The organism is Lacrimispora sp. (assembly GCF_032078915.1).
Lineage (GTDB): Bacteria > Bacillota > Clostridia > Lachnospirales > Lachnospiraceae > Lacrimispora.
In genome coordinates, this window is the sequence record NZ_DAMAUN010000049.1 from 20,051 (window position 1) to 45,716 (window position 25,666).

The following is a 25,666-nucleotide window of genomic DNA, read 5'->3' on the forward strand; positions in this document are numbered from 1 at the left end:
ATATCTTTTCAACTGGTTATCATTATATATTTTATGAGATCATTCGTCAATAATCTTTGCATAGCGTTTTGCAGGCATGTTAAGTTATTATTTCGCTGCCACTGCTTCAAAAGTGATGATATCTTCTGATGTTGTTGGATATCTCCCCAGTTTATAATCTGAAGAAATCACGATATCTTTAAATCCGATGCTTTCAAGCACTGACCGAAACTCCTCCACGCCATACCACCGCAGCGGAAAACGCTCTAATTCCGTCTGTACAAGCACGCCATCACGCCACTTTTCATACCGTCCGTGGGAAATCGTATATTGATTGATATCATCAACTTCTACAATTTTATTTTCTAATGTAATGATATCCCCATTGGAACACTCCCAAGTCCTTGTGGATACAATTCCTTTTGAAATATCACCTTGCAATAACAGATCTACGATTAACCGGCCGCCGTCGGATAGATGCTCATGGAAGTTTTGTAATGCTTTTATGGAATCGGCTCTTTTGTATAATAAAAGAATGGTTCCCGATGGTACTATAATAGCTTCATATTTTGAATCCAATGAAAAAGACTCCATCTTTGCCTCAAAAAGATTAGGATTTAAGCCCCTCCTTTTGCAATGATCATGACAGATACGCAGCATATCCTTTGAACTGTCAAATCCCTCAACATGGAATCCTTTTTCTAAAAGCGGAATAAGTACACGTCCGGTTCCTGTTGCCGGTTCAAGAATCGGGCCTTTACACGACTTTAACCGGTCCGCATAAAATTCTATATCTCCAAAAGAATGGCCCACAGGCTTATCCAAATCATAGACTTCGGAAGACAATCTACCATAATAGCTCAACATCCTTTATCACCTTTCCTTCCTGAAATTCTGTCATTATGCCTTTTTAACAGGGATATAGATATCCATAACCGTATCCTGCCTATGGTGACATCGTTCATCATAGAATTCAAAATCAAATTTACTTTCGTCGTAAACATAGCCGCTGCCCTGAAACCAATCTTCAAAAATATACTTCCATGTTCCTGCAATAACCCTGGCAAACTCTTTTTGTTCCCTATCATTGGTGGTATCCACAGGGCTGGTTGTAAAAACAGCGTACTCGGCCTTTGGAATTTCTGCTGTCATCATATCTTCCACTACATTTGTAAAATCATCCACAATCACGCCCAAAAGATAAATTGCATTGCCCTCTTCTGATAAAGGAACATACACTCCCACTTCCCCATGCTTTGCAGGATTCAGAATTTTGTACATTTTACTTTCTAAATTTTCACCGTTATAATTGCTCCAGAAGGAAGCAATATCCTTTGTATAGGCTGCTCCGGTAATATCAGTTTTAATCCCATATCCGGCCACCTTAAATGCGGGCCTCTTTACAATAACAGGATTTGCATTTTTTACATCAGCATACCCGGACATCCGCTCCACATACTGTGTGGGCGTATAGCCAAACGCTTTACGGAACGCTTTTGTGAAACCACCTGATGTCTCAAACCCATAATCCACAGCAATGTCAATGACTTTCCTTCCCTTGAATAGTTCCGTAGATGCCAAAGATAATCTGCGCTCTCGCATGTACTCCATAGCAGATACACCCATGCATAGGTTGAAAACCCTGCAAAAATGATAAAGAGAGTACCCGGATTGATTTGCAATTTCCTCTATTGTAATGTTTTCTCTGATATGATCTTCCATGAACTCAATACTTTTTTCTATATGTTCCCTGTAATTCAATGCCTATCCCTCCTTCCATTTCTTATATGGTATTATAGCATTCTTTTTATAAGAAAGATGCTCCTGCCTTGCTAAATGTATATGAAGGAATTTCTTCATTTTGATATAAGTAAAGTGCGTTTCCTTGTCCGGAGAACGCACTTTATTCATATGATCCATATGTTGCTTATCTAACAAATGGATCCGTATTCCATATAAGAGCTCCATTGCTCTCAATGACCTTCTGATACCAATAAAAACTATCCTTTTTCATTCGGTTCAAATCTTTCAGGCCCTCATCATCCCGATTGACATATACAAGCCCATAACGCTTTTGATACCCATTGCTGGTGCTAAGCACGTCCACAAACGACCATGGAAGGAATCCTTCCACTTCCACGCCCAAATCTATTGCACGATGTATCGCTTTGAGATGCTTCTTCCAGTAATCGATCCGGTAGTCATCATGAATTCTTCCATCTGCTTCCAGCATATCCCTGGCACCAATTCCGTTTTCCGTAATCATCATCGGGATCCGGTATCTTTCATAAATATCACGCAGCAGGTATTCCATTCCATCCGGATCAATGGTCCAATCCCAGTCATTGGTATCTGCATTGGGATTTTTAATGTATTCATAAAAATCAGGCATTACCTCATAGGCTCCCATCCCGCCTTTTTGTCCTGTTAAGTTGCTTTTTGCCTCTATGAGATGGTTTTTCTCCTTATCAGGATATTTTACACATTTACTTGCATAATAGTTGACTCCAAGGAAATCAAGACAGCCCTCCCCTATGATCTCCATATCTCCTTCGTGAATCTCCGGCGCCATCTGCTGCTCTTTTAAATAATTCAAGGCTCCAGGTGCATATTCACCTTTAAAATAAATATCCAGGAAGAAATGATTCTTTAAATCCTCTGCATTTAACATGGCCAACATGTTTTTAGGAGAGGAATCCAACCCATATACCGGGGAGTATCCAATTGCTGATCCAGCCCTCCCATCCTTTACATATTTATGAATCAGACTGCTCACCCTGGCCTGGGCTAAGTTCATGTGGTGATTGATTTGAAATTTTATCTGGGGATTATCATGGTATTTGGGTGGAATATAGTTTTTCTTTTTCCAGAATTCCACAATAATACTCTGCTCATTTATAATCAGCCAGTTTTTAATCCTGTCCCCGTATCTCAGAATCAAAAATTCTCCATAAGAAGCAAAATCCTCCACACTTTGCCTGCTGATCCAGCCATCATATTTTTCAACCAGAGCCATAGGCATATCATAATGATAAATTGTCGGGACCGGCGTGATCCCATTGCGCAGCAATTCATCGATCAAATCATCATAAAATGCGACACCCTTCGGGTTTACGTCTCCTACCCCATCAGGAAAAATTCTGGACCAGGAAAAAGAAAAACGGTAGGCATTAAATCCGCACTCCTTCATTAACGCTATATCTTCTTTATACCGATGGTAATGGTCACTGGCAATACTGGCATCAGAAAAGCCTGTATTCTGGTTTAGCACATCCATCTGGGACAGCTTTTTTCCATCCTCTGCAGCGGCTCCTTCCACCTGATATGCACTAGTGGCGGCTCCCCACAAAAAGCCATTCGGCATCTGTTTTGGTTTTTGATTCATTCCATCATCTCCTTATTTATGTACCGTTTTTTCTTCCATCTTGTTATAAAACTTTTCAAATAACACTGTTATCTTTTCCGCTAGGTTCACTTCTGTCATAATTGTCATTAACGTGTCCTGTGCATGGTTGAACAGCAGACTTGGCGGGAGGGATTCTTCTCCTGAGATTTCTGCCTGAATCATTTCGGTCTGGGCATTGTGGGCTTTTAAAATATCCTGCTTTGCCTCCTCTAAATATTCTTTTGCTTCATCAAAATCAAAGGTCTCCACACAATCCAGGGCTTTGCCAGCCTTGTTCCTGGCATCTCCTGCTGCCATGACAATTTCCATTGCCACTTTTACTACCCTGTCCTCATCCTTAAATTGCGGTTTTTCCATAAATTAACTCCTCATATTTCTTTATTTACTTTACTGCCTCTTCCTCCATACACTGTTTTTCATACACCTTATAAAATGGGTACCAGATTACAAGATACAAAGCAAACAACGCAATATACAAAGGCACAGCCCGCCAGTCTTCCGTAATCATTACGCTGGAAAACGGCGCTGGAATCTGTCCCACCTGTATCATTTTTGATGGTATATTTAAAAGACCAAAGTGCATGGTGAGCCAGACAATTGCAGGGCCGATGATACTGTTTACCCAGATAGGGAGCATAAGCAGAGGATTAAAAACTACCGGCGCTCCAAACATCAATGGCTCGTTGATATTAAACACGGACGGGCCAATACAAATCTTTCCCATTGTCCTAAGCTTTTTTGATTTCGATTTAAGCATCAGCACATTAAGAGGAAGAGTTCCTCCCCTGCCGCCCATGGTAATCAATGCCGCTGTAAAAACAGCTTCACTGGTGGCGATATTTAACGGTGCTCCCCCATTTGCAACTGCGGCTATGTTCTCTGCAATAGCGGCCATAAAAATCGGAGTCGTCACCGCATTGAATACCCAGCTGGAAATTCCCATAGAGTAAAAGATAACCGGAACAAAACAGATCATAATAAATCCGGGAAGCGTCTGAGCCCCTTTCTGCAACGGCATAAAAAGATTTACGATCAGCTGATAGAAATCAAGGCCAAGAACATTCCCCAGAATCATGGCTATTCCCAAGGTAATGGTAATGGGGATGATATTGTTAATCCATTCACTGACAAAATCAGGAAGTGCCATATTATTTTCCAATACGTGGAGCTTTGCATAAAAATGAAACACAACCGACACATAAATCCCCACCACTAATGCAAACATGATGCCGGCAGCTCCGATTCTACCATTGGCGATCTGAAAAACTCCATCAACTACCTGCGGCTTACAGAGCAATAAATAAGCTGCTATTGCTGTCAGGGAAGCATTGATCTGATACTGCCCATGATCCAGCTTAATCATAGCTTCATGCGTTACGATAAACACCACGAATACGGCTAAAAGTCCAAAAGTAAAGTTAGCGATTACACTTAAATCCGGCAAAAAGGCCAGATAAGACCGGAACACATTGTAAAAAAAGATCAGCGAGCCTGTCAAAATAAATGGAAGTACCTTTTTCATTGTACTGGCAACCGCATCAATCCACGGATTGGCAAATACCTTCCTGGCTTTTGGAGCGAATACATCGGATAACCATATCATCAACCCATTCATACCAATGTCCCTCCTTTTTCATTTTCAGCCAGAATCGCCAGATTCACCAGCTCTTCTCCATCTAAAGTGGAATAAATAACGGAAGGAATCAATTTCACTTTTATTCCGAGAGGTTCATATTCCTCTTTCAATTTGGCAAGCGCTCCTTCATAATGAGGACCAACTAACAGCACATCCATCTTATTCGCATATTCGCTGACTACGCTTTCACTTCTGGCATCAATTGACATATCCAGCTTTCTCTTTTTTGCGGCCTGCCTGGCTTTCTGGGCCAAAAATCCGCTGGAAAAGCCTGCGCCACAACACAATAACACTCTCAATGTACCCATAATATTTCCTCCACAATTTTACACATCAGTCTTATTAACACTTCTCCACATTGTCAATAATCCCCATCAAGGTTTCATAACGTTTGTCCTTAATTAAGCGTTTCATACAGTCTTCATCCATCATAATCTGGGGCGCCGTTCTGTAAAAGGTTTCCAGATTTTCTTTTCGGGTTGAAATAGACAGCAAAAATACTACCTGCACATCACAAAGGTACCATCGTATGGGCTTATTTAAAATTGCAACACATACAAAGGTTTCATCCGTCAAGGGCTTATAAGGATGAGGAATTGCAATTTGTCCGCAAAAATCCGTCTGCATGATCTTCTCTCTGTATAAGACACTTTCTTCAAATTCTTCCGGTGTCTTTCGTACCATTCCAATGCGCTGACAAAGCGTGTGAATCACCTCTTCACGGTTCTCCCCTTTTACATCTGTAAAAAACAAATCCTCAGAAAAATACCTCTTTATCGTATCTGGATGATTATCTTCTAAAATCCACTTTACCTGGTTAATATTATGTCTGTCAAAAAAATACTGCACCTGGTAAATTGGAACCGGAACAGGGAATGCTATGGGAACTGTAGAAAACACATAATCCACATCATTAAAATCCTTGCCCGGCAGAGAACCAATATCGCAGATTTCCACCTTATTTAAATATCCCTCGAATAATTCTTTGAACCGGTATTTAAACAGCCTGGCGCTGCCCTCTCCTGATGCACAAACCAGCAGAATATTTCGTTTTTTCTTTTTCTTATTCCGCTCCATGGAAAGAGCAAAGCATAATGCCAGATAGCCAATTTCATCCTCAGATACCATAACATGAAAATATTCAGAAAGTACGGTAGCCGCCTGCGCCGCTACTGCATATGGAAAGCTGTATACCTCCTTAATTTCTTTTAACATGGGATTTTCAAGTTTCAAATGATACTGCAGCCTTATCCGCAGGGATATCATATGCTGTCTCAGAGATGTGCTTAAGTCAAAATCTGATTTAAAATCCAGCTGAAATACCTGATAAACAGTTTCCAGCATCTCATTGACCAGCTGATTTATCTCCATATCAATGACCACATTCCCATTTTCACTGGTTAGCAGCTTCTTTTTCCCTGACAAATGAATGGCAAGATACTTGATTTCCGGTACCGGAAAACATATTCCCAGAGCATGTTCCAAACCCAGACTGCACCTTTCGGCCACCTTAATATCGCTCTCCTGCAGCCACTCCTTGCTGTCGACCTCTTCCATGGTGATTCCGCTCCCCATCTTCCATCGGTAAAGAGCAATCTGAATTTGAAGAACAATGTTGGAAATATCCGTCTCGTAAATGGTGTATCCCATCTCGCGGATATTGTCTAATATCTGTTTTCTGATTATTTCAGATTCTTCAAAAGTTTCATAAATTTTCCGAAACCACACATCGCTCAATTCATAAAACACAGCACTTAAGGCCAAACGGAAAGCAAACTCAGTTCCTTTCATTTTCAGCCCATAATATGGCTTTCGTTCTAACGATATTTGATGACGGTTTAAGAATTTTTCCACTCCTTTTAAGTCTACAGATATGGTTTTTCTTGACACAAACAGCTGGTCACATAGAGTCTCTATTTTTATGTGGCCCGGAGTCTGAAAAAGCAGTGCCAGCACATATTCCATTCTCTGTTCCCCGGAATCCGGAATTCTGGAAGGTATTTCTTTCTTACAAAATTCCTGGTACCGTTCCCTGTCCGTTATATGAAGCCGCAGCCCCTTCTTTCTCTGTCGTTCTATTATGGCGCCCTTTTCGTTCAGCTGTTGTTCCAATTGGTTAAGCAGATCTCTGACAGTTCTCTGGCTCAGCTGAAGCCTTAAGGCAAGTTCACCAACCGTTATGAAATTATCCTCTGAAAGGTCAGCCAGCAATGTATACAGTCGTCCATCCACTTGTATCCTCCTCCATAAAAAATTATCAACATACTTGTAACTGCAGTTCTTTTCATCGATAACCAAAGTATAGCATGTTAAAATTAACGATTCAATTTCGTATTTTTCCATTATCATGCGGAAAAAAGTACCTGGATCATGATTCTTTATAAAGCGGGACACATGAATAATTCATTACTCTTTTATCTATTTATATTGTCCTCTCATATCGATAATCGTTTCTGATATAAGTACAACTTATGTCATATATAAAAAGCATTAAGTTTACCAATATCAATTATCATGATATAATAAAGTGAATTAAATACATCCCATCAGCATTTGTCATGGGTTTAAAGGAGAATCATGCATATGGAGAGATTAATAGGTACTGTATCAAGGGGTGTACGTGCTCCAATCATCCGACAGGGAGACGACATTGCAGATATCGTTATTTCTAGTGTACTTGATGCAGCCAAAAGTGAAAATTTTGAATTGCGTGACCGTGATGTTGTCGCTGCTACCGAGGCCATCGTTGCCCGCGCTCAGGGAAACTATGCTACTGTAGATCAAATAGCCGCTGATATTAAAAATAAATTCGGTAATGAAACCATCGGTATTGTATTTCCTATTTTAAGCCGTAACCGTTTTTCCATTTGTCTTAAGGGCATTGCAAGAGGCGCTAAAAAGATCGTAATCATGTTAAGCTATCCTTCCGATGAGGTAGGTAATCACTTAATCGATCTTGATGCTTTGGATGAAAAAGGCATCAATCCCTGGACTGATGTTTTAACTGAGGCGCATTACCGTGAACTTTTTGGCTATCGTAAGCATACGTTTACCGGAGTTGATTACATTGAATATTACAAGGAACTTATCCAAAAAGAAGGCTGTGAAGTAGAAGTTGTTCTTGCAAATGACTGCCGGACAATCTTAAATTACACAAAGCATGTTCTTAACTGCGATATCCATACCCGTTTTAGAACGAAACGCTTATTAAAAGCTGCCAATGCAGAGACTGTGTTTGGTCTTGATGATATCTTAACCGCACCGGTTGATGGCAGTGGATATAACGAAAATTACGGCCTCCTTGGCAGCAATAAAGCTACCGAAGACACCGTTAAGTTATTCCCCCGCGACTGCGAACCCATTGTTAAAAGGATTCAAGACGGACTCCTTGAAAAGACTGGAAAGCATATTGAAGTTATGATTTATGGCGACGGTGCTTTCAAAGATCCTATGGGTAAAATTTGGGAATTGGCAGATCCGGTGGTTTCCCCGGCATATACAGAAGGTCTGGAAGGCCAGCCCAATGAAGTCAAATTAAAATATCTTGCTGATAACGATTTTGCTGATTTAAGCGGAGCGGAATTAAAGGCTGCTATTTCAGATTATATTCAAAGCAAGGACAGCAATTTAGTTGGAAGCATGGTATCTCAGGGAACTACCCCACGCCGGTTAACCGACTTAATCGGTTCCCTCTGTGACCTAACTTCCGGAAGCGGTGATAAAGGAACACCTATCGTATTAGTTCAAGGCTACTTCGATAATTACACCAAATAAATCTTGTTTATGGACATCTGCCAGGTGAAATGTCAAAACAAGCGTATCGTTCTCAATGAGCGATACGCTTGTTTTTTGTTTTCTCTGTCCCGGGAATGAGCGGCAGTGAAATGACGCAGCAAAAGCCGGGGTTGGAGTGGCTGCCCTTAAATAGAACTCTTGATGTTTTTAACAACTGGGCATATAATATTAATATTGTAGATTTAATACTGAATAACGATCGATATAAACACAGACGGAAATAGGTACTAACAACGCTATATTCGCTATAAAAAATGAGGGGGATGCCTATGAACTGGGAGCCGTGGACAGGCTGCTACAAAGCAAGTGATGGCTGTACAAATTGCTATTTTTACGGGCCATATGCGAAACGCTATGGTCAAAACACGATACAAAAAACAGATAAATTTGACTGGCCGATACGGACAAATGGTAAAGGCGATTACAGAATTAAAGGAGATAAAATTCTAGCCACATGTTTTGCCACTGATTTCTTTCTTCCTGAAGCAGACGAATGGCGTAAAGAAATTTGGGCTATGATCAGGAAAAGAACAGATATAGAATTTTTGATTTTGACAAAGCGAATTGACCGTTTTCTTGTGTCGCTTCCATCGGATTGGGGCGCAGGATATGACAATGTAAATATTGGGTGTACTGTCGAAAATCAAGAACTGGCGGACGAAAGACTTCCTTTATTTTTATCCTATCCGATAAAACGGCGCTTTATAGCCTGTGCGCCACTTTTAGAAGGGATAGATTTAACCCCTTATCTTCATGGAGTGGACCATGTTACAGTCGGTGGTGAAACAGGACGGGAAGCTCGTGAATGTGATTATGATTGGGTGCTTAACATCCGTGAACAATGTGCAAAAGCAAATATAACATTTTGGTTTAAAAACACAGGCTCACTCTTTAAACATGATGGAGTCGTGGATAAGATAAATCCATTTAAGCAAACCAGTACAGCCAAAGAATTTGATATAGATATTTCAGATGGAAAAAGGTTGTTTTGATGGAAACCGCACCAACGTGCAGATTAATCTGTTTTCCGTTCCCCGCCGCTCTCCATTCATCAACCCATAAGCCCAGCGGAATAATCCGTAAGCTTGATGAATGGAGGGGCCTGAACGTCATTGCTTTATATCGTGTTGATGTGTGTTAAAAATCATTGTTGTTTTGCTCTCACGTACTCCATTGCTTCCTTGCCGGTTATGTGCTCAACATCAATTGCAATAACGTAAGCATGGGTACAACCGGCTATTTCCTTGTTCCTGGCATCTTCCGGCAGATCGCCTGAATATTTTTGCACCAAAGCCTTAAATGCTTCCAATCGTTCATCACCTTCCACAATTCGGGCTTTTCCAAAAGCGATCACGCTGCGGAAGTAAGAAGTATATTCCTTACTTACAATCGTATCTTCATCGATTACCGAAAAAGATACCTTAGGATATTTTGTGATTGCATCAACTTTATGCCCGGCCTTTGCTGAATGGAAATAAATTTTGTCATTGAAATATACGTAGCTCAGCGGAACAGCGTAGGGATAATCGTCGTCCCCGAAGCATGCCAGGATACCATTGGTGCATCTGTCCATTACTGCGATTGTATCTTCAGGCGATAATAATTGTTTGTTTCTTCTCATTTCTCTAAACATTTGGTGTTTCTCCCCTTCCTTGCATGGTATTTACCTGCAATGATCAGATATCCACAAGTCATATTCTCACCTCTGGAATAAAATTTAAGCCCGAATGATATCATCCTGACATCTCCCAGACTTTTATCCTTCCGTGACACAGCTATGAAACTGCGAGTTCTCTCCCGGTCACAAACAGGTTAAACTGCGGAACCCTAGATCACTTAAATATTTAATAAGATCATGTTTTTTCAGATTAAACATGATTATAAACTCGTTTTCGAAATTAGTCAATGTTATTCGCTTTATGGGAAATATGCCATCAAGTGTTATAATTATTTTTTTATACCTCTCATTACCTTTTTATGTTTAATACCAGGATTTTTTTAAATTCGGAATATTCTTTTGAATCCATTCTTGCTATAGACTTTTTATCTGCTTTAAGCGGAGGTTCGATCCCTTTTTCTGCATTACAATCTTCTGCAGCTTCTATGAATGTGTTAGTATCATCGGACGTGTGTACCATAAAACCTGTTCCTTTCTTACCTTTCATACAGCCTTTCAGATGTCTTTACTATTATAAAATCTTCTGCTTTCATACATTATGAAATATGCTTTTTACCCATTAAATCAGCGAAATATTTCATATATACATATCACCAAAAAATTAAACTTACAGCGGAAAATGAGGTTCTTATAATTAGTAACATTACTTGGACATGCAAAATATACTATATTGTGAAAGGAGATATATTAATGTTATATCGTAATTATCGGGATCATAAAATACTGAATTATAAATCATTAATATTCAACGCCGGAAATATGAATGATGCTAATACTACTGGATCTGACACGGAACAACTGGGAGGATCCGGTATTTTTATATTAGGATGGCTTATGCCTCGAGGTGATACAGATGAATATTCATTAACTTTCAGTGTACCAAAAGATGCTCGGAAGGGATACAATAAATCGAGAGTATTTGTTCATTTAATAAGTGATAATTCAAGCATACCGATGGGAGACCGGTTCTCAATCAGACTCTCATCATTATTTGCCAAAGCGAACGAAGCAATCGATATAGATAATTTAAGTACTGTTAACAAGGAGAACATTCGTGTTAAACATTCACCTGGCAGCCAGCAGTATAATCATTATGTAATAGAATTTTTTTTAGATGATTTTGTACATGCAGAAGATTTTGCCTTACTAAGTATTGCCCGTATTCCAGCTATTAATGACTATGCCGGCGCAGTAGCTGTAACTAGTATAGAATTTAGATATATAAGCTATTAGATATAACAATCCGCTGATCTTGTAACATTGGATCAGCGGATTGTTGCCATTAACCTGGAATCCAGGAAATAATATACTGCACCTGTTCCGGGGTTTGTATCCCGGGTTTTGCAAGCTTTTGAAATTTCCCCGGCAATTCTTTTTCCAATGCAGCCATATGAAAATGGCAGGCTGCTATACCCATATCAACTCTTTGAATGTCAATTTTTTCTTTGTCGTTCTTAAGAGATCTTGCCAGATAAAAATGATACGTGTCTTTATCCTGCACGATTCTCCATGGCTGCTTATTAACAGCGGAAGGAGCCAGACGCACCATTTCCAGCGGGAAGGCAAACTCCCCCGCATCATCTTTCGTCAAAGGCTGTGAGAAGTTCTGTTTGAAAAACAGTTGGTTCCATTCCTTTCTCTGATCTGCCTTTGACACCCACCTCATCAATGAGTCCATAGCTCTTTTTTTACCTGCAGGATATCCGATGGGAGAAATGCAGGGAAAAAGATCCCCTTCTTTAAGATTCATGGCCGCAGCAAAACTGCTGCGGTTAAAGGTCCCCCCAAGAAAACAGGTGCCAAGTCCAAGGGATGTGGCATACAAAACCAGTTTTTCGAAAGAATAGCCAAGGGCTTCCAAAGCCAGTTCTTGATCTGCTGCCGATGCAACAATATAATTCCCTGCACCTTTAATGACACCATAGGTTCCCAGCTTTTCTCCATCGGCTGATGAAGCCTTTTCCAGAAGACGAAAGGTAACATCTGTGGAAAAAGGATTGGATAAGTTATCAATATAGGCGTTGATCTGATCCTTTTCATTTGCTGAAAGATCACGGTTTTCATATGTCCTGACACTGCTGCGTGCATTGACTGTTTTAGCAACAGGGAAATCCATTTTCATAGTTTGCTGCTCCTCCTTTTTCAGACTAACGTCTTATAAAGATTGATATTACCTGGTTTTTCCACGAGATCCGCAAACAAAGCGATGGCTTCCTTAAAATGCCTTGCCGCCATATGCTTGTTCAGCGCTTCCTGATCTTCCCATTCCTCAAGTATTGTCAAAAGCTGTGGTTCTTTTATGTCCTGCAGCAGCTCATAACGGATGCAGCCAACGTCGTTCTGCCGGGTATCCTCTACAAGCTGCTTTGCTAATACAATAAATTCTTCGACCTTTTCTGATTTTATAAAATTCTCCGCAACAACTTTAATCATTGATTTATAACCTCTCCTCTTCGTTTTGTCACCAGATTTCGTAATGCACCCGATCGGCCCTATAACGGTCAACAAATTCATTATGCTGTCCATCAGGGTATCCGATGGAAATCAGCGCAAAGGGCCTGATATGATCCGGAAGATCAAACAAACGGCTCACATTTTCTGTAACAACATCGGATGTGGCAACGCCAAGCCATACGCCCCCAAGTCCCAGATGAACTGCTTCCAGAAGCATGTTTTGTGCCGCAGCGCTCATGTCCTGCTCCCAACCGGTGGGTACCTTCAAATCTTTGTCATTGGCCAGCAAGACAAAGGTTACAGCGGAATTCTCAGCCAGTTTCGCATAAGGAGACGTTTGAGCAATTTGAGCCAGTCTTTCCTTATTCTTTACCACAATGAATTCCCACGGCTGCTGATTGGCAGCCGATGGAGCCTGCATGGCTGCGCGCAGCAGCTTATCAATTTTTTCAGGTTCCACTTCCTGCGCTTTAAACTTACGAATACTTCTTCTGATATAAATTTCTTCCATAGACATGACCTCCTTCATTTGATTTCTCATTTAATTTTTTTATTGTCCAGGCTTTCAAGAAGCTTGTTGCTGATTTCTATAAATTTAAGGGTTTCTTCTTCTGTCAAAACGTCTTTGTATTTCTCTTGAAGCTGATTCCATGCTGATAAAATTTCACTTTGCATGGTCAGACCCTCTGGTGTCGTACTAAGATATACATTCTTTCCTTCCGCTTGTTTAGCAATAAGTCCTTTTCGCTCAAGCCTTTCAAGCAGGCGGGTTATGGTTGACGGTGTCAAATGCAGCATTTCGCCAATTTCCTTCTGTGGTATACCACCTTTTAAGTTTACAATATACAGGAGCATTGCATGGCTGGGTGACAACCCGGTTTTGCTGAAGGCTTCATCTGCCATTTTTCCCAATTCCCGGGCGAGTTTCGCAGAAGTAAAAAACAGGCAGCCATTAAGCATACACTCCTGATCGTTTGATTCCTTATTACAATCCAAAACATTCCCTCCTTTGTTTGTACATACAAATATAACATTTCTTTATTTTACTGTCAAGTCCAATATTCACAAAAATAGGAACTGTGAAGCTGGCAGCTCCCTGGCGGCAGTAAAAAAAATTAGGGCGTATGTATCTGCTGCCCTAATTACGATTCTCTTTCTGATCAAACAGCTCCTCCAATTTATTCAGTGGAAATGGTGTCATAGCCAATGGCTTTACTGCAATGGACATGAGCATGGCTGGATTATCATCTGCTGCAATTCGATTGGAACTCAAGGTGCCGCACATTCGGCATCTGTGGATAATCGCCCATTCGCCTCCCTTGCGTACCCAAACACTGACCGGCTCCATAATTCCTTTGCAAAGGGAAGCTCGGTCGCCAGGATCATTGTCTATATGAATGCTTGACAAACACTTGGGGCAATGGTTTCGATGCCGGCTCCCGGCTCCCTCCGGCACCACAAGCGTTCCGCAGACTTTGCATGTGAAGCTCTCTGTGCAGGCAGAATGCCGGTAATCAATTTTGGGGGTAATGCTTGAAGCGGCTTTGACATCAGTCATCTTCTGATAAGCATCATATCGTTCTCTTTTAAGTTTCTTTGCGCGAAGGGCCTCAAGAACCTGACACCCATCTTCGTGGACATGAGTACAGTTCCTGAAATAACAGCCTTCTGTTAATTGTGCCAGCTCAGGGAACACCGCGTTTCGCTCCTCCTCGGAGATCTGCTGCAGGGCAAAATCCCGGAACCCCGGCGTATCAATCCATAAGGTTCCTTTAAGGCCAACCTCCAATACGCTGGCATGAGTGCCCGGCACCGGACAGCGGGGATCACTCCCACGTATGAGAGTTGTTTTTCCGCAGGACCTGTCACCAACGACAACCACAGTTTTTCCCTCAACTGTTTTAAATAGTTCTTCCTGCCGCTCACGGGCGGAACCTGCAAATACAAAGTCAGCAGTATTTTTATAAAGTTCCAGTTTGGCCTCTAACAGAGCCTGAGCGCTTTCCCCGAGCAGATCCCATTTGCTGATAAATATGCCTACTTGAATATCTGCGCGTCTGGCGGCAATGATCGCCGATTCCAGGTAACCAGCCTGATTGAGCAGGTAATCTGCAGTCACCACTGCCAAAAGACACTGAACATTCGCTGCTACCAGTACCTTCTCCTCTGGACAACGGCGGTTTCCCCGATATAAGGCAGTTTTTCTTGGGAGTACACGTATTAGTTTATATTGGCCGTTTCCGGCATCTCCTACTTCAACCTTATCACCAACAACCAGGGGATCCTTATTCGAGATCAAAGAACCGGGAAGCAGGCAAGAAAAGACTTCACCTTCTGATAATACTTTCACTTGTTTATTCATGATATTTACAACCGCAGCCTGAAAAGCTTCCGTATTTATATCCTTTTTGATTTTAATCTCTTTTTTCTTAGTCACCTATTTTACCTCCTGATCAGGAACAAGCATTTAAGCTGCACTTGCTCTTTTCATAAGATATTATAGGTTCTGTTTCTATATAGCGGCAACCGACTTAACGTTTCAGAAGCAAAGAAGCACCATGCGGTTTCATGGCGCTTCTTTGTTTACTGATTCTTCAGTTTTAATTTTGCAATAATCTTCTGTATGCTTTTGGGTGATAAATAATAAGTCTCCGAAAGATGGTCTATTGATATTCCTTTTGTATATTTTTCGTAGATCTCCATGTTTCTGAAATGAATCATCTCTTTGCTTCTGGTGTTTTCTCCCCATGCTTTGCGATTGATTTCTTTTCTTGGAACGTAAATATATTCACCGTCTATATAATCTTGTATTAAATCTATTATTTCTTTTGGCAGCACATCGGCTGCTTTGATATAGCTCATTATGCTCCTCCCAATCTGTATTTTCAGGAATGGGCAAAGGCTATACAAGTATCAATGTTCTGATGCCATGCAATAGCCCTTGCTATGCATAACGAACCGGGCTAAATATCATAAAATGCTTCCTCCTCTCATAAAGGTTGTTTATAAGCAGTACAATGTTCTGCTTCAAGCGGCTTCCATACCATCGTGAGCTCGCGTTCTTTTGTTTCCTCTTCAATCTGTTCCGCCGAAACAGCAAAGCCTTCTCTCAGATAGAACGCTGCTGCCCTCTCATTTCGTTTGTAAACATTTAAAAGAAGTTTGTTATGCCTCTCTTTGGCATAACCAAGCAGTTCTCTTCCAATTCCTCTGGATTGATAGTCTGCATCAACAAAAATCCCCTCAATGTAATCCCCGTTCAGTCCAAGGAATCCTTGGATCTGACCATTGGATTCATACACATAAACAGTTGCCTGGGGCAGCACTTTTTCGACTGTTACATAGCTTTTTAACCAATAGCTGCTGTCAATGAAATGATGGGCTTTGATATTCGTATCAAGCCATATCTTCATAATTTGATGGATATCGGTTTCTTTCAATTCTCTGATCATAATAAAATATACTTTCTCCTTTTGAGCGAAATAATTTAATTCCATTATGCGATATTCTGAACAATAAAAAACAGATAACTCTGTCACTTAGAGCTATCTGCTTACTTATCGCACACCAGCGTAAAAAACACGCTTTGCTGGTTTCTTACGGAATTGCGGCAGTCTCCTGGCGAACTTCCATTTATGTTCACCTGATTCATTGCCTGCGCAAATAAAACCTATAATTTTTCAATCGAATTACAGGCAGCCTGAGCTTCATATATCCGCAAAATAAGTACAACAAAAAACCCCTCGTGATATGAGAGCTAAATTTTATTGTTCATTATCTTAGCGAATAGACGACATCAAGCCACCTCCCTTTGTATCATTAAAATTATCATAACGAATTTTTCAAAACTTTGCAAGTTGTTTTTTGTGATGCGCTGCTTTTCTATTGTTTTATTCGTTTTTTAGCATACACAGAGCGAAAAAACTGTTCATACTTTTTAAGATAGTAAAAATCTTAAATGCCCATTCTTTTCTAAAGTCTCATATTTGGCAGACAATCGTGTGTATTGATCAGATCGCAAGGCCCTTGGCCCAACTGACAGCTTTCGGTAAATTTTCCTCTAAGCTTTTCTTTGGTTCTACAAAATCGATTTCACCGATGAATTCATTCCCAGTAAGCTCTTTCTTTAGTTTTGTAAAGCACTTTTGGGCTCCGCCTCCTGCGTGGCTGGCAAACAGCGCAATCCGTTTGCCCTGGATATTGTTTTGGCTGATAAAGCTTTTAATTGGCGGTGTAAATGACCCGGCCCAGATGGGTGTTCCAATTATAATCGTGTCATACTGATTTAAATCAACAGGTTTGTTTGTTAACTTTGGCTCCTCACCAAAAATGACACTCTTTCCTCCCCAAAAGTATTTCCGGAATCCTCCTGTCGGATAGTTTTTGCTTGTCTTTAACTCCGTAATGTCAGCGCCAAGCGTTTCTGCAATCTTTTCTGCAATGGGTTTCGTACTGCCAGTAAACGAAAAATATACAACCAGAGTGCTCATAGCGATTCTCCTTATATAATAAGTTTATAGCCTGTAAAAAACGGGTTATAAGCTTATTCTTTTTGTGGTATAGATGAATGGGTAAGTTTATGAAAGATCCCTCTCTTCTTAATTCGTCTATACGGTTAATAGTTACATTCTAAATAATATGATTCAGTTAATTATCATCTTCTTTCTCTATTATAATTTTCTTTGCCTCAACAGCCCAATCCCTCATTGCAGAATAAACATAAACACCGCAAAGTGCGGTCAGCTGACTGTAGGAGCAGTCAATATCCTGTTCCTTAAACTGCCCGCAGAGCTCCATATAGCCCTTCATTTCTTTGACCAGCTTATCATTCCTTCTGATAAAATTGTCCAGATGACCGAGCAGCACCTCCGGCTCCGTGTTTTCACCAAAAGAAACTTTAAGCAATAGTTCGTACCTGATCCTCTCGATTTCCGGCTCCTCCCTCAGCCAATCTGAGAGCTCTTTTCTGCCTGCGTCAGTGATATTGTATACGATCTGTCCCCGTCCATTTCCCGTCTGTGTATTATTTGAGGTGACGGCAAGCCCCTCAGCCACCATTTTCTTGAGAGTCGGATAAATCTGACCATAACTCTCCTGCCAGAAATGGCTGTATTCGTTCTCTATCCATTTTTTTATGGTATAACCCGTCTGCGGCATGCGGGCGAGCATTCCCAGTATTACATATTTTGATTTCCCTGTATTTTCTTTCATCTGTACACCTTTTGGTTGCTTAATATATCATCATGATATATTATTATGATATATCTTGTCAAGATGTTTCGATTGTAAATCTTCCAAATTATCTCCCTGGCTGTCATTCTGAGAATATTGGTGCTCTTCAGGGCAATAAAAAAGCTATGCTTTTCAAATTCCATGAAAAACACAGCATTTTATTTAATGGATCCTGGTCACCGGAATACCGTCGGCAAATAATTTCTTTTGATATTCCTTAACGGCAGGATGTTCGTTCGGTTCAGGCAAAATCTCGGTACCGACCTGATCTTCGGGAGAATCCCTTAAGCTCTTTTTATTTTGCAGAGGTTTTAATCTCCGAAATAAATAATCCCGACAATGTAAGTACAATCCCGAATACAGCAACACCGGTAATCGTTTCACGAAGTACGATCACGGAGGTAATAACGGTTATTACTGGAACCAAGTAAATATAAACACTGGTTTTTATTGCCCCCAATATTTTTACCGCAGTGTTCCATGTCACAAAACAAAGGGCAGATGCTCCCAACCCTAAGAACAAAATGTTAAACAGAATAACCGGCTGCATCAATTGATTGATCTTTGGTTCAAACCCAAATACGAATAATGCCGGTACCATGAACACCAGCCCATAAAAAAAGATTCTACGTGTCGCTTGGATCGTGTTGTAATGAAAACCGCTGATTTTCTTTGTCAGGACAGAATAGGCTGCCCATACCACAGAGGCCAGAACAGCCAATATATCTCCCAATGGATTCCATTTAAAATTACTGCTTCCATTAAAGCTAATGAGAATAATTCCCATAACCGCAACGGCAAAACCTATAAAAAATTGCAATCTTAATTTTTCTTTATCTAAAAACAGGTGTGCAAAAATGGCAGTAAAAAACGGTGCAATCGTAATGATGACCCCTACATTGGATGCAAAGGTGTAAGTCAGGGCAATGTTTTCAAACAAATAGTATAGTGTGACACCACACAAACCAGCCGCAGCAAAATAAAACTCCTGTTTTCTTTCCTTGATTTTGAGCCTATGAGGGTAAAACGCAAGCAGCACAATGAATCCTATTGTAAATCTTAAAAACAGTATTTCAATTGGAGAAATCGCTTTTAAAAGTATTTTGGTCGATATGAAAGTCGTACCCCAAATAAAAATTGTCATAAATGCAAACAGATGTCCTTGAATATCCTTTTTTCTGTCCATGTAAACCCTTTCGATAGAATTAATCAGCTTTGCTTCTCCATAAAAATCTTCATATACTGTTTTGGTGTCAGTCCTATGAACTTCTTAAAAAAGTTAGAGAAATGACTTTGGTCGGCAAACCCTGTCTGCAATGCTGCTTCCATTGGCAGTAGACCTTGTTCCAGCATTTTCTTTGCTTTATCGATCCGTATCGTTTCCAGGTATCTGTAAGGGGAAATGCCTTTTTGCCTGGTGAAAGAGCGAAGCAGATAATATTTACTTAACCCGGTCAGCTTGCAAAGGTCAGCCAGTGTAATGTTCTCCATGTAATGCTCTTCTAAGAATTCACAGATTGCTTTTACTTCCATACTTTGCTCTGCACGGACTGCCGGAACCTGCTGTTCTGTATATTCTTCCACTAATTGCTCCAATAGGAAAAAGTAGATTTCCTCCTTTCTAAAATCCCTGTCTTCCTCTATCATCATCTGATGTAATTCCCGGAGTACAGAAACCAATTCGCTATGAAATATTACCTGAGGTGTAAAATAAGGCAAATATTCTTTTCCTGTTATTTCAAAGATTGCCCTGCTCATGGTTTCCGGCTGAATATTGATACAGCGATAATCCAGTGTTTTACCATCGATTTGTTCACAAGCATGATTGTCATGTGGATTAAACAGTAATAAATCTCCCGGTTCTATGGTGTATTCCTTGTTTTTGCAGGATAAAAGCCTCTGTCCTTTTTCAATAAAACCAATCACATAATATTCATGAAAATGATTGGGAAACTTCTGCATAATTCCTTGAAAATGATAGGCTTCCACGTTCAATTCGGCATCATATTTTACAGTTCTTATCTCTTGTTTCATTCATACGCCCCCTTTCACGATTATCTGATATCCAGTGTACCACAAGAGATCATAGAATGCTTGTATGATATTGCCCTACCCCATCAATCAAGACAGAAAGCCCGCCTGCTTTCCAGCAGGCGGGCTTTCTGTCTTTCGGTCGTTATATAAATCATTTGCAATATATCGCTGCTGCGTCCCGAAGAAACACTGCACATCCGGGTGAGATTTTATCGTAATAAGCAGTAAAACGCGGATCATCCACATACATCTGTGTCACGCCTTTATGAGCTTCTTTGCTGTAATCGTCCCAATAAAAGCAGAGCCATTTTTTATGCAGCTCACAGGCTTTTTGCGCCAGTTCACTGGCTGGGTCGCCTTGCTCAAAGGCCGCTTTTAATGTTTCGTTCAAATTTTCCGTCAGCCTTTCCAATTCAGTGAATTGTTCCCTGCTCATATTTAAAACCTTGGTGTTGGAGCGGTTTATGCGCTCATCCCCGTATTTTGCCCGGGCTTCCTCTCCATATTGACGCTCGTTATGATCCACCAGCTTTTGAAGGAAGCCTTCAAACTTCTCCTGATCACTCATTATCATTTCTCCTTTCATGGTCTTAATGGTCTTTTCGACATTGGCGTCCAGCAAATTAAGTTGCTCTCGCCTGGCAAGCAGGGCGGTCAAATGGCTCTCCAGCGCCGATAGTCCGTCAAAGTCTTTGGAAGCAAGAATATTACGGATTTCTTCCAGGGATACGCCCAGTTCACGGTAAAAAAGGATTTGCTGCAGCCGATCGATCTCCTTTTGTCCGTAAATCCGGTATCCATTGGAACTGATCCGGGCAGGTGAAAGCAATCCCAACTCATCATAGTACCTTAGTGTTCTTGTACTGACCCCCGCTAATTTCGCCAGCTTGTTGATGGTATATTCCATCTTTTCACCCCCTTGCAAAACCCACTATAAACTATTACGCAGCGTTAATGTCAACCGTTTTATGAAAGATTTATCCTGATGTCAGATTTTTCTTCAGCCGGTTCGGGCAAATACCTACTTTACTTTTTGATTCCCGCTGCATGTTTGAAATATGGAACCCACTCTGTCCTTTATATCAAAATACCCAGAATCCATCATGATGGTAGGATTGACCTTTAAAGCATTTAGTTTGCCATTTTCCAGACAATCTTCATTCGCATATGCCGCAACAATTTCTCCGAGAAACATGGTAAAGTCAAAGATCGGAATCGTCTGAATTACTTTACAAAGATAATTTACCGGGCACTCTTTTATCATGGGAGCATTCCCTGCATCATCGTAAAATGACTCAAAAATGGTTGATTTATCTGTTTTATTTCCTGTTGCAGTCCCGCAATAATCCGTTTTCCCTATATCAGCGGAAGAGGGAATGTTTACAGAAAAGTATCCATTTTCTATGACACCGGCTGTTGTGTAATGGGTATTTTTTAGAGAAATATAAAGTACAGGCTTTTGGCTTACAACCCCATACGCTCCAATGGTGGCATAATTGGGCTTTCCTTTTACAGAAGCCCCTGCTAAAACAGTAACATACGGTCCATAAGGGATATTTGCTATCTTTGTTTTTGTCATTTTTATTCTCCTGTCAATCGTTTATATTTGTTGCAACAGCGAAAATTATATAATAAAATTTTATAAAAATATAGACTTTTTCTTTCTGATCGATTATCATATAGATAGAGTGCGCCCCATGGGAATACTCTTTTTTTGTTTGATACCTCATATTAAAATTATCATACCCTCATAAGGGAACCCATACGTCTGTCAGATATTGTTGACAAAGTAAGTCATGTACTATAAAATAAAAACATAAAATTTACAGAAAAGGTGATGGAAGTCCGGCATATCCGATGCCACATAATCGGTGACATGGATATCACTGGAAAAGAGCAGATAAAATCAATTCAATAGGTTTATGAACGAGCTGTTAACACAGTTTTGTTTTTGTGCCTGATGTTTGATTTTATTTTACTCTTAACTTCTATCTTTATCCCAGGGAGATTAGTCGTAGAGTAAAATCTACGGCTTTTTCTTTTGCTCATTTTTGAAAGGAGAAAACATTATGTTTAAAAGCTTAGTTACAATGTTAGAAAGACCGCCGCTGTACACGAAAACAGCAGTTCCATTTTGGGATGATGAGCATATATCCAGGCAAATGCTCAAAGCCCATCTGGATCCTGGCTTTGAAGGTGCAAGCAGAACGTTAGCGTTCATAGATAAATCTGCTATTTGGATAAAAGAGATTGCACCACCGTCAAAGTACAAACAGCTTCTTGACATTGGCTGCGGACCAGGAATATATGCGGAAAGATTTGCACAAATGGGCTATCAGGTGACGGGAATTGATTTTTCCAAACGATCTATAAACTACGCCATAGAATCTGCAAAAAAAAGAAGTTTGGATATTCAATACTTGTATCAGAATTATTTAACCATGGATTTGAACCGTAACTATGACTTTTCAACAATGATCTATTGCGACTACGGTGCGCTTTCAACAGCAGACAGGCATACGGTAATGACTGCGGTATATCGTCATCTAAAACCTGGGGGAAGGTTCTTATTGGATGTTTTTTCAATGGCTAAGTATAACGATTTTGAAGAAAAACAAACTTGGGAAATTTTTATGGATGGGGGATTTTGGCGCAAAGAGAACTATATTGCATTTAACGGATGCTATCGGTATCCAGAAAATGTAACATTAGAACAAACTTCTATTGTTTCTGATACAGGAGCTATCTCTTACTATTTATGGAATACCTGTTTTACCAGAGAAATGTTAATGAAAGAAGCGGCTGATGTGGGTTTCAAAGTATGCGAAGTGTTTGGAGATGTTGCAGGAGGCACTTATCGTACAGAGAACACAACGATTTCTATACTGCTGGAAAAATAAATGGAACGTGATCTCATCAATGCACCCTGCCGAATAAAGAACTATAATTCAGCAGGGTGGATTTTGAAAGGCGGTTGAAAGATAACCGCCGTATATGTGCATCTTTTTGCTTACGGTAAAATGTTCCCGGCGCTAAGGTAAATCTCGTACCATTCCTCCCGGGTCAGCTTAAGATCGGCGGCTTTGGCACAATCCTTCAAACGCTCCACATTCATGGTCCCTGTCACAGGCTGCATATGGGCCGGATGACGCAGCAGCCACGCCATGGCGATTGTCGTGTTGCTGACCTCATATTTAGCGGAAATTTCATCAATCTTGGCATTGAGCTTTGGAAACTTTTCATTGCCAAGGAATACACCCTCAAAAAATCCGTACTGGAAGGGAGACCAGGGCTGAATGGTGATATCATTTAAGCGGCAGAAATCAATTATGCTGCCATCCCGGTTCACCGCCTGATCATCAAGCATATTGACATGAATCCCCTGGGAGATCATGTTGGCGTTTGTAATGCTTAACTGCAGCTGATTCGCAATGATCGGCTGTTTAACAAACTTCTTCAGCAGCTGTATCTGCATGGGATTTTGATTGGATACACCAAAGTTACGTACCTTACCTGTGCTTTGCAGGATGTCAAATGCCTCGGCAACCTCTTCCGGCTCCACCAGAGCATCCGGACGATGGAGCAGCAATGCATCCAGATAATCCGTTCTCAGCCTTTTTAAGCTGCCGTCTACTGCTTCTAAAATATGTTTTTTGGAGAAATCGAAAGCGATACCTGGACGGATTCCGCATTTGGATTGAAGGAACATCGTTTCACGCACAGCCGCGTTCATATGTGCCGCTTCTGCAAATATCTCCTCCCATACACCGCCGCCATAGATATCCGCATGATCAAAAAAATTAGTGCCTAAATCCAGTGCTGCCTGTACGAAATGCTCTGCTTCGGACTTATCCAGTTTATTGATACGCATGCAGCCGACTGCAATTACCGGTACCTGCAAATTCCCTAACTTAACTGTTCTCATGACATTGAACCTCCTTATCAGAATTAAATTGTATTCTCTTTTTCAGACTATTTTTTATTGAGCCAGCTTATAAATCTCAAGGACATCCTGCCAGTACAGCTTTTTTAAGCCGCCAATGGGAGCCTCATTTCCAAATGCAGCACCTGTCGCTTTTTTAGCCATTATTTCAAGCCGGCTTGCGTCGATTCCAAGTTCTCCAAGGGTTGCCGGAAGCCCCATCTTGTTAAAAAATTCACGGAGACGTAAGACCGCTTCCTGAATCATTGCGTCCGGATCGCGATAGCTGCCCTTCACATCCATGACATTGACCGCAAACTGTACGAACATGTTCACATTGTCCTTGTATACATACTGCATCCATGCAGGAGTAAGTACAGCCAGACCGGCTCCGTGCGCCACATCGTAGATGGCACTGAGTTCATGTTCCATGCCATGACAGGCCCAGTCCTGTTCGCGTCCCATACCAACTAAACCGTTATGGGCGACTGTGCCTCCAAAACCTACCTCGCACCATGCATCGTAGTTCCCGGGATTTTCAAGGACAAGCGGAGCATTCTTTATGATGGTCTTTAATACTGTTTCGCACAAACCGTCCGTCAGATCGGTATGTGTGGTGTTGGTAAAGTAACGTTCAAAAACATGGCTCATCATGTCGGCCACACCGTTGGCGATCTGATTCTTTGGCAGGGTGCAGAACAATTCCGGATTCATGACGCTGAGCAAAGGACGCAGGTGGGGGCTGCCATAACCGTATTTTAGCTGTTTTTCCTCATTTGTGATTACTGTGTCACCGCTTGCTTCGCTTCCTGCAGCAGGAATGGTAAGAATGGTAGCTACGGGCAGCGCCTTTTCGATTGCTTTGCCTTGTTCATAAATCTCCCACACATCACCATCATAATATACACCCATTGCAATGGCCTTGGCAGAATCAATGGCGCTTCCGCCGCCCACTGCCAGGATTAAATCCACTTTTTCTTCTTTGCATAAGGCAATTCCATCATGTACCAGGGAAAGACGGGGATTTGGCACCACGCCGCCCAGTTCCACATAAGAAAGCCCATTCTCTTTCAGTGAAGTGACCACCGTGTCATAAAGTCCGCTCTTTTTAATGCTGCCTCCGCCGTAATGCAGCAGAACCTTGGTTGCATGGGGTTTTAAAAGAGCACCAATCTGTTTCTCCGTGTCTTTTCCAAATAGTATACGTGCCGGTGAATAGAAATCAAAATTAAGCATTATTTTACCCTTTCTTTTGGTTTATTTATTGGTTTGTTTTTTGGTTTATTTATTGGCTTTGTTTTGTCTTACCATGTGATTGTATCAGGATCTGCAGAATATCCACAGCAGCCTTTTAAGCCGGCAATTGTCTGCACATCCTCAGGGGAAAGCCGGAAATCAAATACATCAGCATTTTCCCGGATGCGTTCGGGCGTGATGGATTTCGGCAGCGGCAGATATCCGCGTTCCAGGCTCCACCCCACGCAAATCTGGGCGATGGACTTTCCATACTTTTGTGCCAGTGACTGCATC

The 25,666-nt window shown here is 41.0% G+C and carries 29 protein-coding genes; 4 read left to right on the forward strand and 25 right to left on the reverse strand.

The window, feature by feature from the left end; translation table 11 throughout:
* Positions 1-87: 87 nt before the first annotated feature.
* The 7 genes from RT269_RS18115 to RT269_RS18145 all read right to left on the reverse strand — a co-directional run bounded on the left by RT269_RS18115 (position 88) and on the right by RT269_RS18145 (position 7,253).
* Positions 88-846, reverse strand: a complete 759-nt coding sequence (locus RT269_RS18115; protein WP_313184658.1) for a class I SAM-dependent methyltransferase — start codon at positions 844-846, stop codon at positions 88-90.
* A 33-nt stretch (positions 847-879) separates the two neighbouring features.
* Positions 880-1,740 (reverse strand): AraC family transcriptional regulator, encoded by an 861-nt coding sequence (locus RT269_RS18120; RefSeq protein WP_313184660.1) that lies wholly within the window; start codon positions 1,738-1,740, stop codon positions 880-882.
* Between the two features lie 166 nt (positions 1,741-1,906).
* On the reverse strand, positions 1,907-3,364 hold the full coding sequence (locus tag RT269_RS18125; protein WP_313184662.1) for a glycoside hydrolase family 1 protein: 1,458 nt from the start codon (positions 3,362-3,364) through the stop codon (positions 1,907-1,909).
* Between the two features lie 12 nt (positions 3,365-3,376).
* A complete protein-coding gene (locus RT269_RS18130) occupies positions 3,377-3,742 on the reverse strand; it encodes a PTS lactose/cellobiose transporter subunit IIA (protein ID WP_313184663.1) in 366 nt (121 codons plus the stop codon).
* Between the two features lie 25 nt (positions 3,743-3,767).
* Positions 3,768-5,000 carry a PTS transporter subunit EIIC gene (locus RT269_RS18135; protein WP_313184665.1) on the reverse strand — a complete coding sequence of 411 codons (1,233 nt, stop codon included), beginning with the start codon at positions 4,998-5,000 and terminating at the stop codon, positions 3,768-3,770.
* Positions 4,997-5,329, reverse strand: a complete 333-nt coding sequence (locus tag RT269_RS18140; protein ID WP_313184667.1) for a PTS sugar transporter subunit IIB — start codon at positions 5,327-5,329, stop codon at positions 4,997-4,999. Before RT269_RS18140 ends, RT269_RS18135 begins: the two co-directional genes overlap by 4 nt.
* 34 nt (positions 5,330-5,363) lie before the next feature.
* Entirely contained in the window at positions 5,364-7,253 is a 1,890-nt protein-coding gene (locus tag RT269_RS18145; RefSeq protein WP_313184668.1) for a BglG family transcription antiterminator, read from the reverse strand.
* Positions 7,254-7,604: 351 nt separating this feature from the next.
* On the opposite strand from RT269_RS18145, the gene RT269_RS18150 reads away from it, so the two are divergent.
* Together RT269_RS18150 and RT269_RS18155 are read left to right on the forward strand one after the other, a co-directional pair.
* Positions 7,605-8,795: a coenzyme F420-0:L-glutamate ligase gene (locus RT269_RS18150; protein WP_313184669.1), complete on the forward strand. Its 1,191-nt coding sequence runs from the start codon at positions 7,605-7,607 to the stop codon at positions 8,793-8,795.
* 290 nt (positions 8,796-9,085) lie between these two features.
* A complete protein-coding gene (locus tag RT269_RS18155) occupies positions 9,086-9,808 on the forward strand; it encodes a DUF5131 family protein (RefSeq protein WP_313184671.1) in 723 nt (240 codons plus the stop codon).
* A 152-nt stretch (positions 9,809-9,960) separates the two neighbouring features.
* Here the strand turns inward: RT269_RS18155 and RT269_RS18160 are convergent, their stop codons facing one another.
* The gene (locus RT269_RS18160) at positions 9,961-10,449 is read right to left on the reverse strand and encodes a pyridoxamine 5'-phosphate oxidase family protein (protein ID WP_313184673.1); all 489 of its coding nucleotides are present in this window, start codon (positions 10,447-10,449) and stop codon (positions 9,961-9,963) included.
* 334 nt (positions 10,450-10,783) lie between these two features.
* Positions 10,784-10,981, reverse strand: coding sequence for a hypothetical protein (locus RT269_RS18165; RefSeq protein ID WP_313184674.1), 198 nt, complete (start codon positions 10,979-10,981; stop codon positions 10,784-10,786).
* Positions 10,982-11,184: 203 nt separating this feature from the next.
* Here RT269_RS18165 and RT269_RS18170 point away from each other — a divergent pair, with 203 nt between their 5' ends.
* On the forward strand, positions 11,185-11,727 hold the full coding sequence (locus RT269_RS18170) for a hypothetical protein (protein ID WP_313184676.1): 543 nt from the start codon (positions 11,185-11,187) through the stop codon (positions 11,725-11,727).
* A 49-nt stretch (positions 11,728-11,776) separates the two neighbouring features.
* On the opposite strand, the gene RT269_RS18175 is transcribed toward RT269_RS18170, so the two are convergent.
* From RT269_RS18175 to RT269_RS18235, 13 genes are all read right to left on the reverse strand, one after another.
* Entirely contained in the window at positions 11,777-12,616 is an 840-nt protein-coding gene (locus RT269_RS18175; RefSeq protein WP_313184677.1) for a nitroreductase family protein, read from the reverse strand.
* 20 nt (positions 12,617-12,636) lie between these two features.
* On the reverse strand, positions 12,637-12,927 hold the full coding sequence (locus RT269_RS18180; protein WP_313184679.1) for a putative quinol monooxygenase: 291 nt from the start codon (positions 12,925-12,927) through the stop codon (positions 12,637-12,639).
* A 28-nt stretch (positions 12,928-12,955) separates the two neighbouring features.
* Positions 12,956-13,459: a nitroreductase family protein gene (locus RT269_RS18185; RefSeq protein ID WP_313184680.1), complete on the reverse strand. Its 504-nt coding sequence runs from the start codon at positions 13,457-13,459 to the stop codon at positions 12,956-12,958.
* A gap of 26 nt (positions 13,460-13,485) precedes the next feature.
* The gene (locus RT269_RS18190) at positions 13,486-13,851 is read right to left on the reverse strand and encodes a MarR family winged helix-turn-helix transcriptional regulator (RefSeq protein ID WP_313184681.1); all 366 of its coding nucleotides are present in this window, start codon (positions 13,849-13,851) and stop codon (positions 13,486-13,488) included.
* 235 nt (positions 13,852-14,086) lie between these two features.
* Positions 14,087-15,385 (reverse strand): RNHCP domain-containing protein, encoded by a 1,299-nt coding sequence (locus RT269_RS18195; RefSeq protein ID WP_331664193.1) that lies wholly within the window; start codon positions 15,383-15,385, stop codon positions 14,087-14,089.
* A 146-nt stretch (positions 15,386-15,531) separates the two neighbouring features.
* Positions 15,532-15,810 carry a CD3324 family protein gene (locus RT269_RS18200; protein WP_313184683.1) on the reverse strand — a complete coding sequence of 93 codons (279 nt, stop codon included), beginning with the start codon at positions 15,808-15,810 and terminating at the stop codon, positions 15,532-15,534.
* 128 nt (positions 15,811-15,938) lie between these two features.
* Positions 15,939-16,400, reverse strand: coding sequence for an N-acetyltransferase (locus RT269_RS18205; RefSeq protein ID WP_313184684.1), 462 nt, complete (start codon positions 16,398-16,400; stop codon positions 15,939-15,941).
* A gap of 558 nt (positions 16,401-16,958) precedes the next feature.
* A complete protein-coding gene (locus RT269_RS18210; RefSeq protein ID WP_313184685.1) occupies positions 16,959-17,438 on the reverse strand; it encodes a flavodoxin family protein in 480 nt (159 codons plus the stop codon).
* A 157-nt stretch (positions 17,439-17,595) separates the two neighbouring features.
* A complete protein-coding gene (locus tag RT269_RS18215) occupies positions 17,596-18,159 on the reverse strand; it encodes a PadR family transcriptional regulator (protein ID WP_313184686.1) in 564 nt (187 codons plus the stop codon).
* 316 nt (positions 18,160-18,475) lie between these two features.
* On the reverse strand, positions 18,476-19,366 hold the full coding sequence (locus RT269_RS18220) for a DMT family transporter (protein WP_313184687.1): 891 nt from the start codon (positions 19,364-19,366) through the stop codon (positions 18,476-18,478).
* A 23-nt stretch (positions 19,367-19,389) separates the two neighbouring features.
* Positions 19,390-20,214 (reverse strand): AraC family transcriptional regulator, encoded by an 825-nt coding sequence (locus RT269_RS18225; RefSeq protein ID WP_313184689.1) that lies wholly within the window; start codon positions 20,212-20,214, stop codon positions 19,390-19,392.
* A 151-nt stretch (positions 20,215-20,365) separates the two neighbouring features.
* Positions 20,366-21,121: a MerR family transcriptional regulator gene (locus tag RT269_RS18230; protein WP_313184690.1), complete on the reverse strand. Its 756-nt coding sequence runs from the start codon at positions 21,119-21,121 to the stop codon at positions 20,366-20,368.
* A 114-nt stretch (positions 21,122-21,235) separates the two neighbouring features.
* On the reverse strand, positions 21,236-21,793 hold the full coding sequence (locus tag RT269_RS18235; RefSeq protein ID WP_313184691.1) for a flavin reductase family protein: 558 nt from the start codon (positions 21,791-21,793) through the stop codon (positions 21,236-21,238).
* A gap of 490 nt (positions 21,794-22,283) precedes the next feature.
* Between RT269_RS18235 and RT269_RS18240 the strand changes: the two genes are divergently transcribed.
* Positions 22,284-23,114, forward strand: coding sequence for a class I SAM-dependent methyltransferase (locus tag RT269_RS18240; protein WP_313184693.1), 831 nt, complete (start codon positions 22,284-22,286; stop codon positions 23,112-23,114).
* Between the two features lie 110 nt (positions 23,115-23,224).
* Here the strand turns inward: RT269_RS18240 and RT269_RS18245 are convergent, their stop codons facing one another.
* The 3 genes from RT269_RS18245 to RT269_RS18255 form a co-directional block, all read right to left on the reverse strand.
* A complete protein-coding gene (locus RT269_RS18245; protein WP_313184695.1) occupies positions 23,225-24,139 on the reverse strand; it encodes an aldo/keto reductase in 915 nt (304 codons plus the stop codon).
* Positions 24,140-24,193: 54 nt separating this feature from the next.
* Positions 24,194-25,372, reverse strand: coding sequence for an iron-containing alcohol dehydrogenase (locus tag RT269_RS18250; RefSeq protein ID WP_313184697.1), 1,179 nt, complete (start codon positions 25,370-25,372; stop codon positions 24,194-24,196).
* Between the two features lie 68 nt (positions 25,373-25,440).
* A partial coding sequence (locus RT269_RS18255) for an aldo/keto reductase (RefSeq protein ID WP_313184699.1) occupies positions 25,441-25,666 on the reverse strand: 226 nt, incomplete at its 5' end.

What these genes read in the sequence shown, in the direction of transcription:
- RT269_RS18115 (WP_313184658.1), bottom strand. Translation starts at nt 846, where the DNA reads ATGTTGAGCTATTATGGTAGATTGTCTTCCGAAGTCTATGATTTGGAT.
- RT269_RS18125 (WP_313184662.1), bottom strand. Translation starts at nt 3,364, where the DNA reads ATGAATCAAAAACCAAAACAGATGCCGAATGGCTTTTTGTGGGGAGCC.
- RT269_RS18130 (WP_313184663.1), bottom strand. Translation starts at nt 3,742, where the DNA reads ATGGAAAAACCGCAATTTAAGGATGAGGACAGGGTAGTAAAAGTGGCA.
- RT269_RS18135 (WP_313184665.1), bottom strand. Translation starts at nt 5,000, where the DNA reads ATGAATGGGTTGATGATATGGTTATCCGATGTATTCGCTCCAAAAGCC.
- RT269_RS18140 (WP_313184667.1), bottom strand. Translation starts at nt 5,329, where the DNA reads ATGGGTACATTGAGAGTGTTATTGTGTTGTGGCGCAGGCTTTTCCAGC.
- RT269_RS18150 (WP_313184669.1), top strand. Translation starts at nt 7,605, where the DNA reads ATGGAGAGATTAATAGGTACTGTATCAAGGGGTGTACGTGCTCCAATC.
- RT269_RS18155 (WP_313184671.1), top strand. Translation starts at nt 9,086, where the DNA reads ATGAACTGGGAGCCGTGGACAGGCTGCTACAAAGCAAGTGATGGCTGT.
- RT269_RS18160 (WP_313184673.1), bottom strand. Translation starts at nt 10,449, where the DNA reads ATGTTTAGAGAAATGAGAAGAAACAAACAATTATTATCGCCTGAAGAT.
- RT269_RS18165 (WP_313184674.1), bottom strand. Translation starts at nt 10,981, where the DNA reads ATGAAAGGTAAGAAAGGAACAGGTTTTATGGTACACACGTCCGATGAT.
- RT269_RS18170 (WP_313184676.1), top strand. Translation starts at nt 11,185, where the DNA reads ATGTTATATCGTAATTATCGGGATCATAAAATACTGAATTATAAATCA.
- RT269_RS18175 (WP_313184677.1), bottom strand. Translation starts at nt 12,616, where the DNA reads ATGAAAATGGATTTCCCTGTTGCTAAAACAGTCAATGCACGCAGCAGT.
- RT269_RS18180 (WP_313184679.1), bottom strand. Translation starts at nt 12,927, where the DNA reads ATGATTAAAGTTGTTGCGGAGAATTTTATAAAATCAGAAAAGGTCGAA.
- RT269_RS18185 (WP_313184680.1), bottom strand. Translation starts at nt 13,459, where the DNA reads ATGGAAGAAATTTATATCAGAAGAAGTATTCGTAAGTTTAAAGCGCAG.
- RT269_RS18190 (WP_313184681.1), bottom strand. Translation starts at nt 13,851, where the DNA reads ATGGCAGATGAAGCCTTCAGCAAAACCGGGTTGTCACCCAGCCATGCA.
- RT269_RS18200 (WP_313184683.1), bottom strand. Translation starts at nt 15,810, where the DNA reads ATGAGCTATATCAAAGCAGCCGATGTGCTGCCAAAAGAAATAATAGAT.
- RT269_RS18205 (WP_313184684.1), bottom strand. Translation starts at nt 16,400, where the DNA reads ATGATCAGAGAATTGAAAGAAACCGATATCCATCAAATTATGAAGATA.
- RT269_RS18210 (WP_313184685.1), bottom strand. Translation starts at nt 17,438, where the DNA reads ATGAGCACTCTGGTTGTATATTTTTCGTTTACTGGCAGTACGAAACCC.
- RT269_RS18215 (WP_313184686.1), bottom strand. Translation starts at nt 18,159, where the DNA reads ATGAAAGAAAATACAGGGAAATCAAAATATGTAATACTGGGAATGCTC.
- RT269_RS18220 (WP_313184687.1), bottom strand. Translation starts at nt 19,366, where the DNA reads ATGGACAGAAAAAAGGATATTCAAGGACATCTGTTTGCATTTATGACA.
- RT269_RS18225 (WP_313184689.1), bottom strand. Translation starts at nt 20,214, where the DNA reads ATGAAACAAGAGATAAGAACTGTAAAATATGATGCCGAATTGAACGTG.
- RT269_RS18230 (WP_313184690.1), bottom strand. Translation starts at nt 21,121, where the DNA reads ATGGAATATACCATCAACAAGCTGGCGAAATTAGCGGGGGTCAGTACA.
- RT269_RS18235 (WP_313184691.1), bottom strand. Translation starts at nt 21,793, where the DNA reads ATGACAAAAACAAAGATAGCAAATATCCCTTATGGACCGTATGTTACT.
- RT269_RS18240 (WP_313184693.1), top strand. Translation starts at nt 22,284, where the DNA reads ATGTTTAAAAGCTTAGTTACAATGTTAGAAAGACCGCCGCTGTACACG.
- RT269_RS18245 (WP_313184695.1), bottom strand. Translation starts at nt 24,139, where the DNA reads ATGAGAACAGTTAAGTTAGGGAATTTGCAGGTACCGGTAATTGCAGTC.
- RT269_RS18250 (WP_313184697.1), bottom strand. Translation starts at nt 25,372, where the DNA reads ATGCTTAATTTTGATTTCTATTCACCGGCACGTATACTATTTGGAAAA.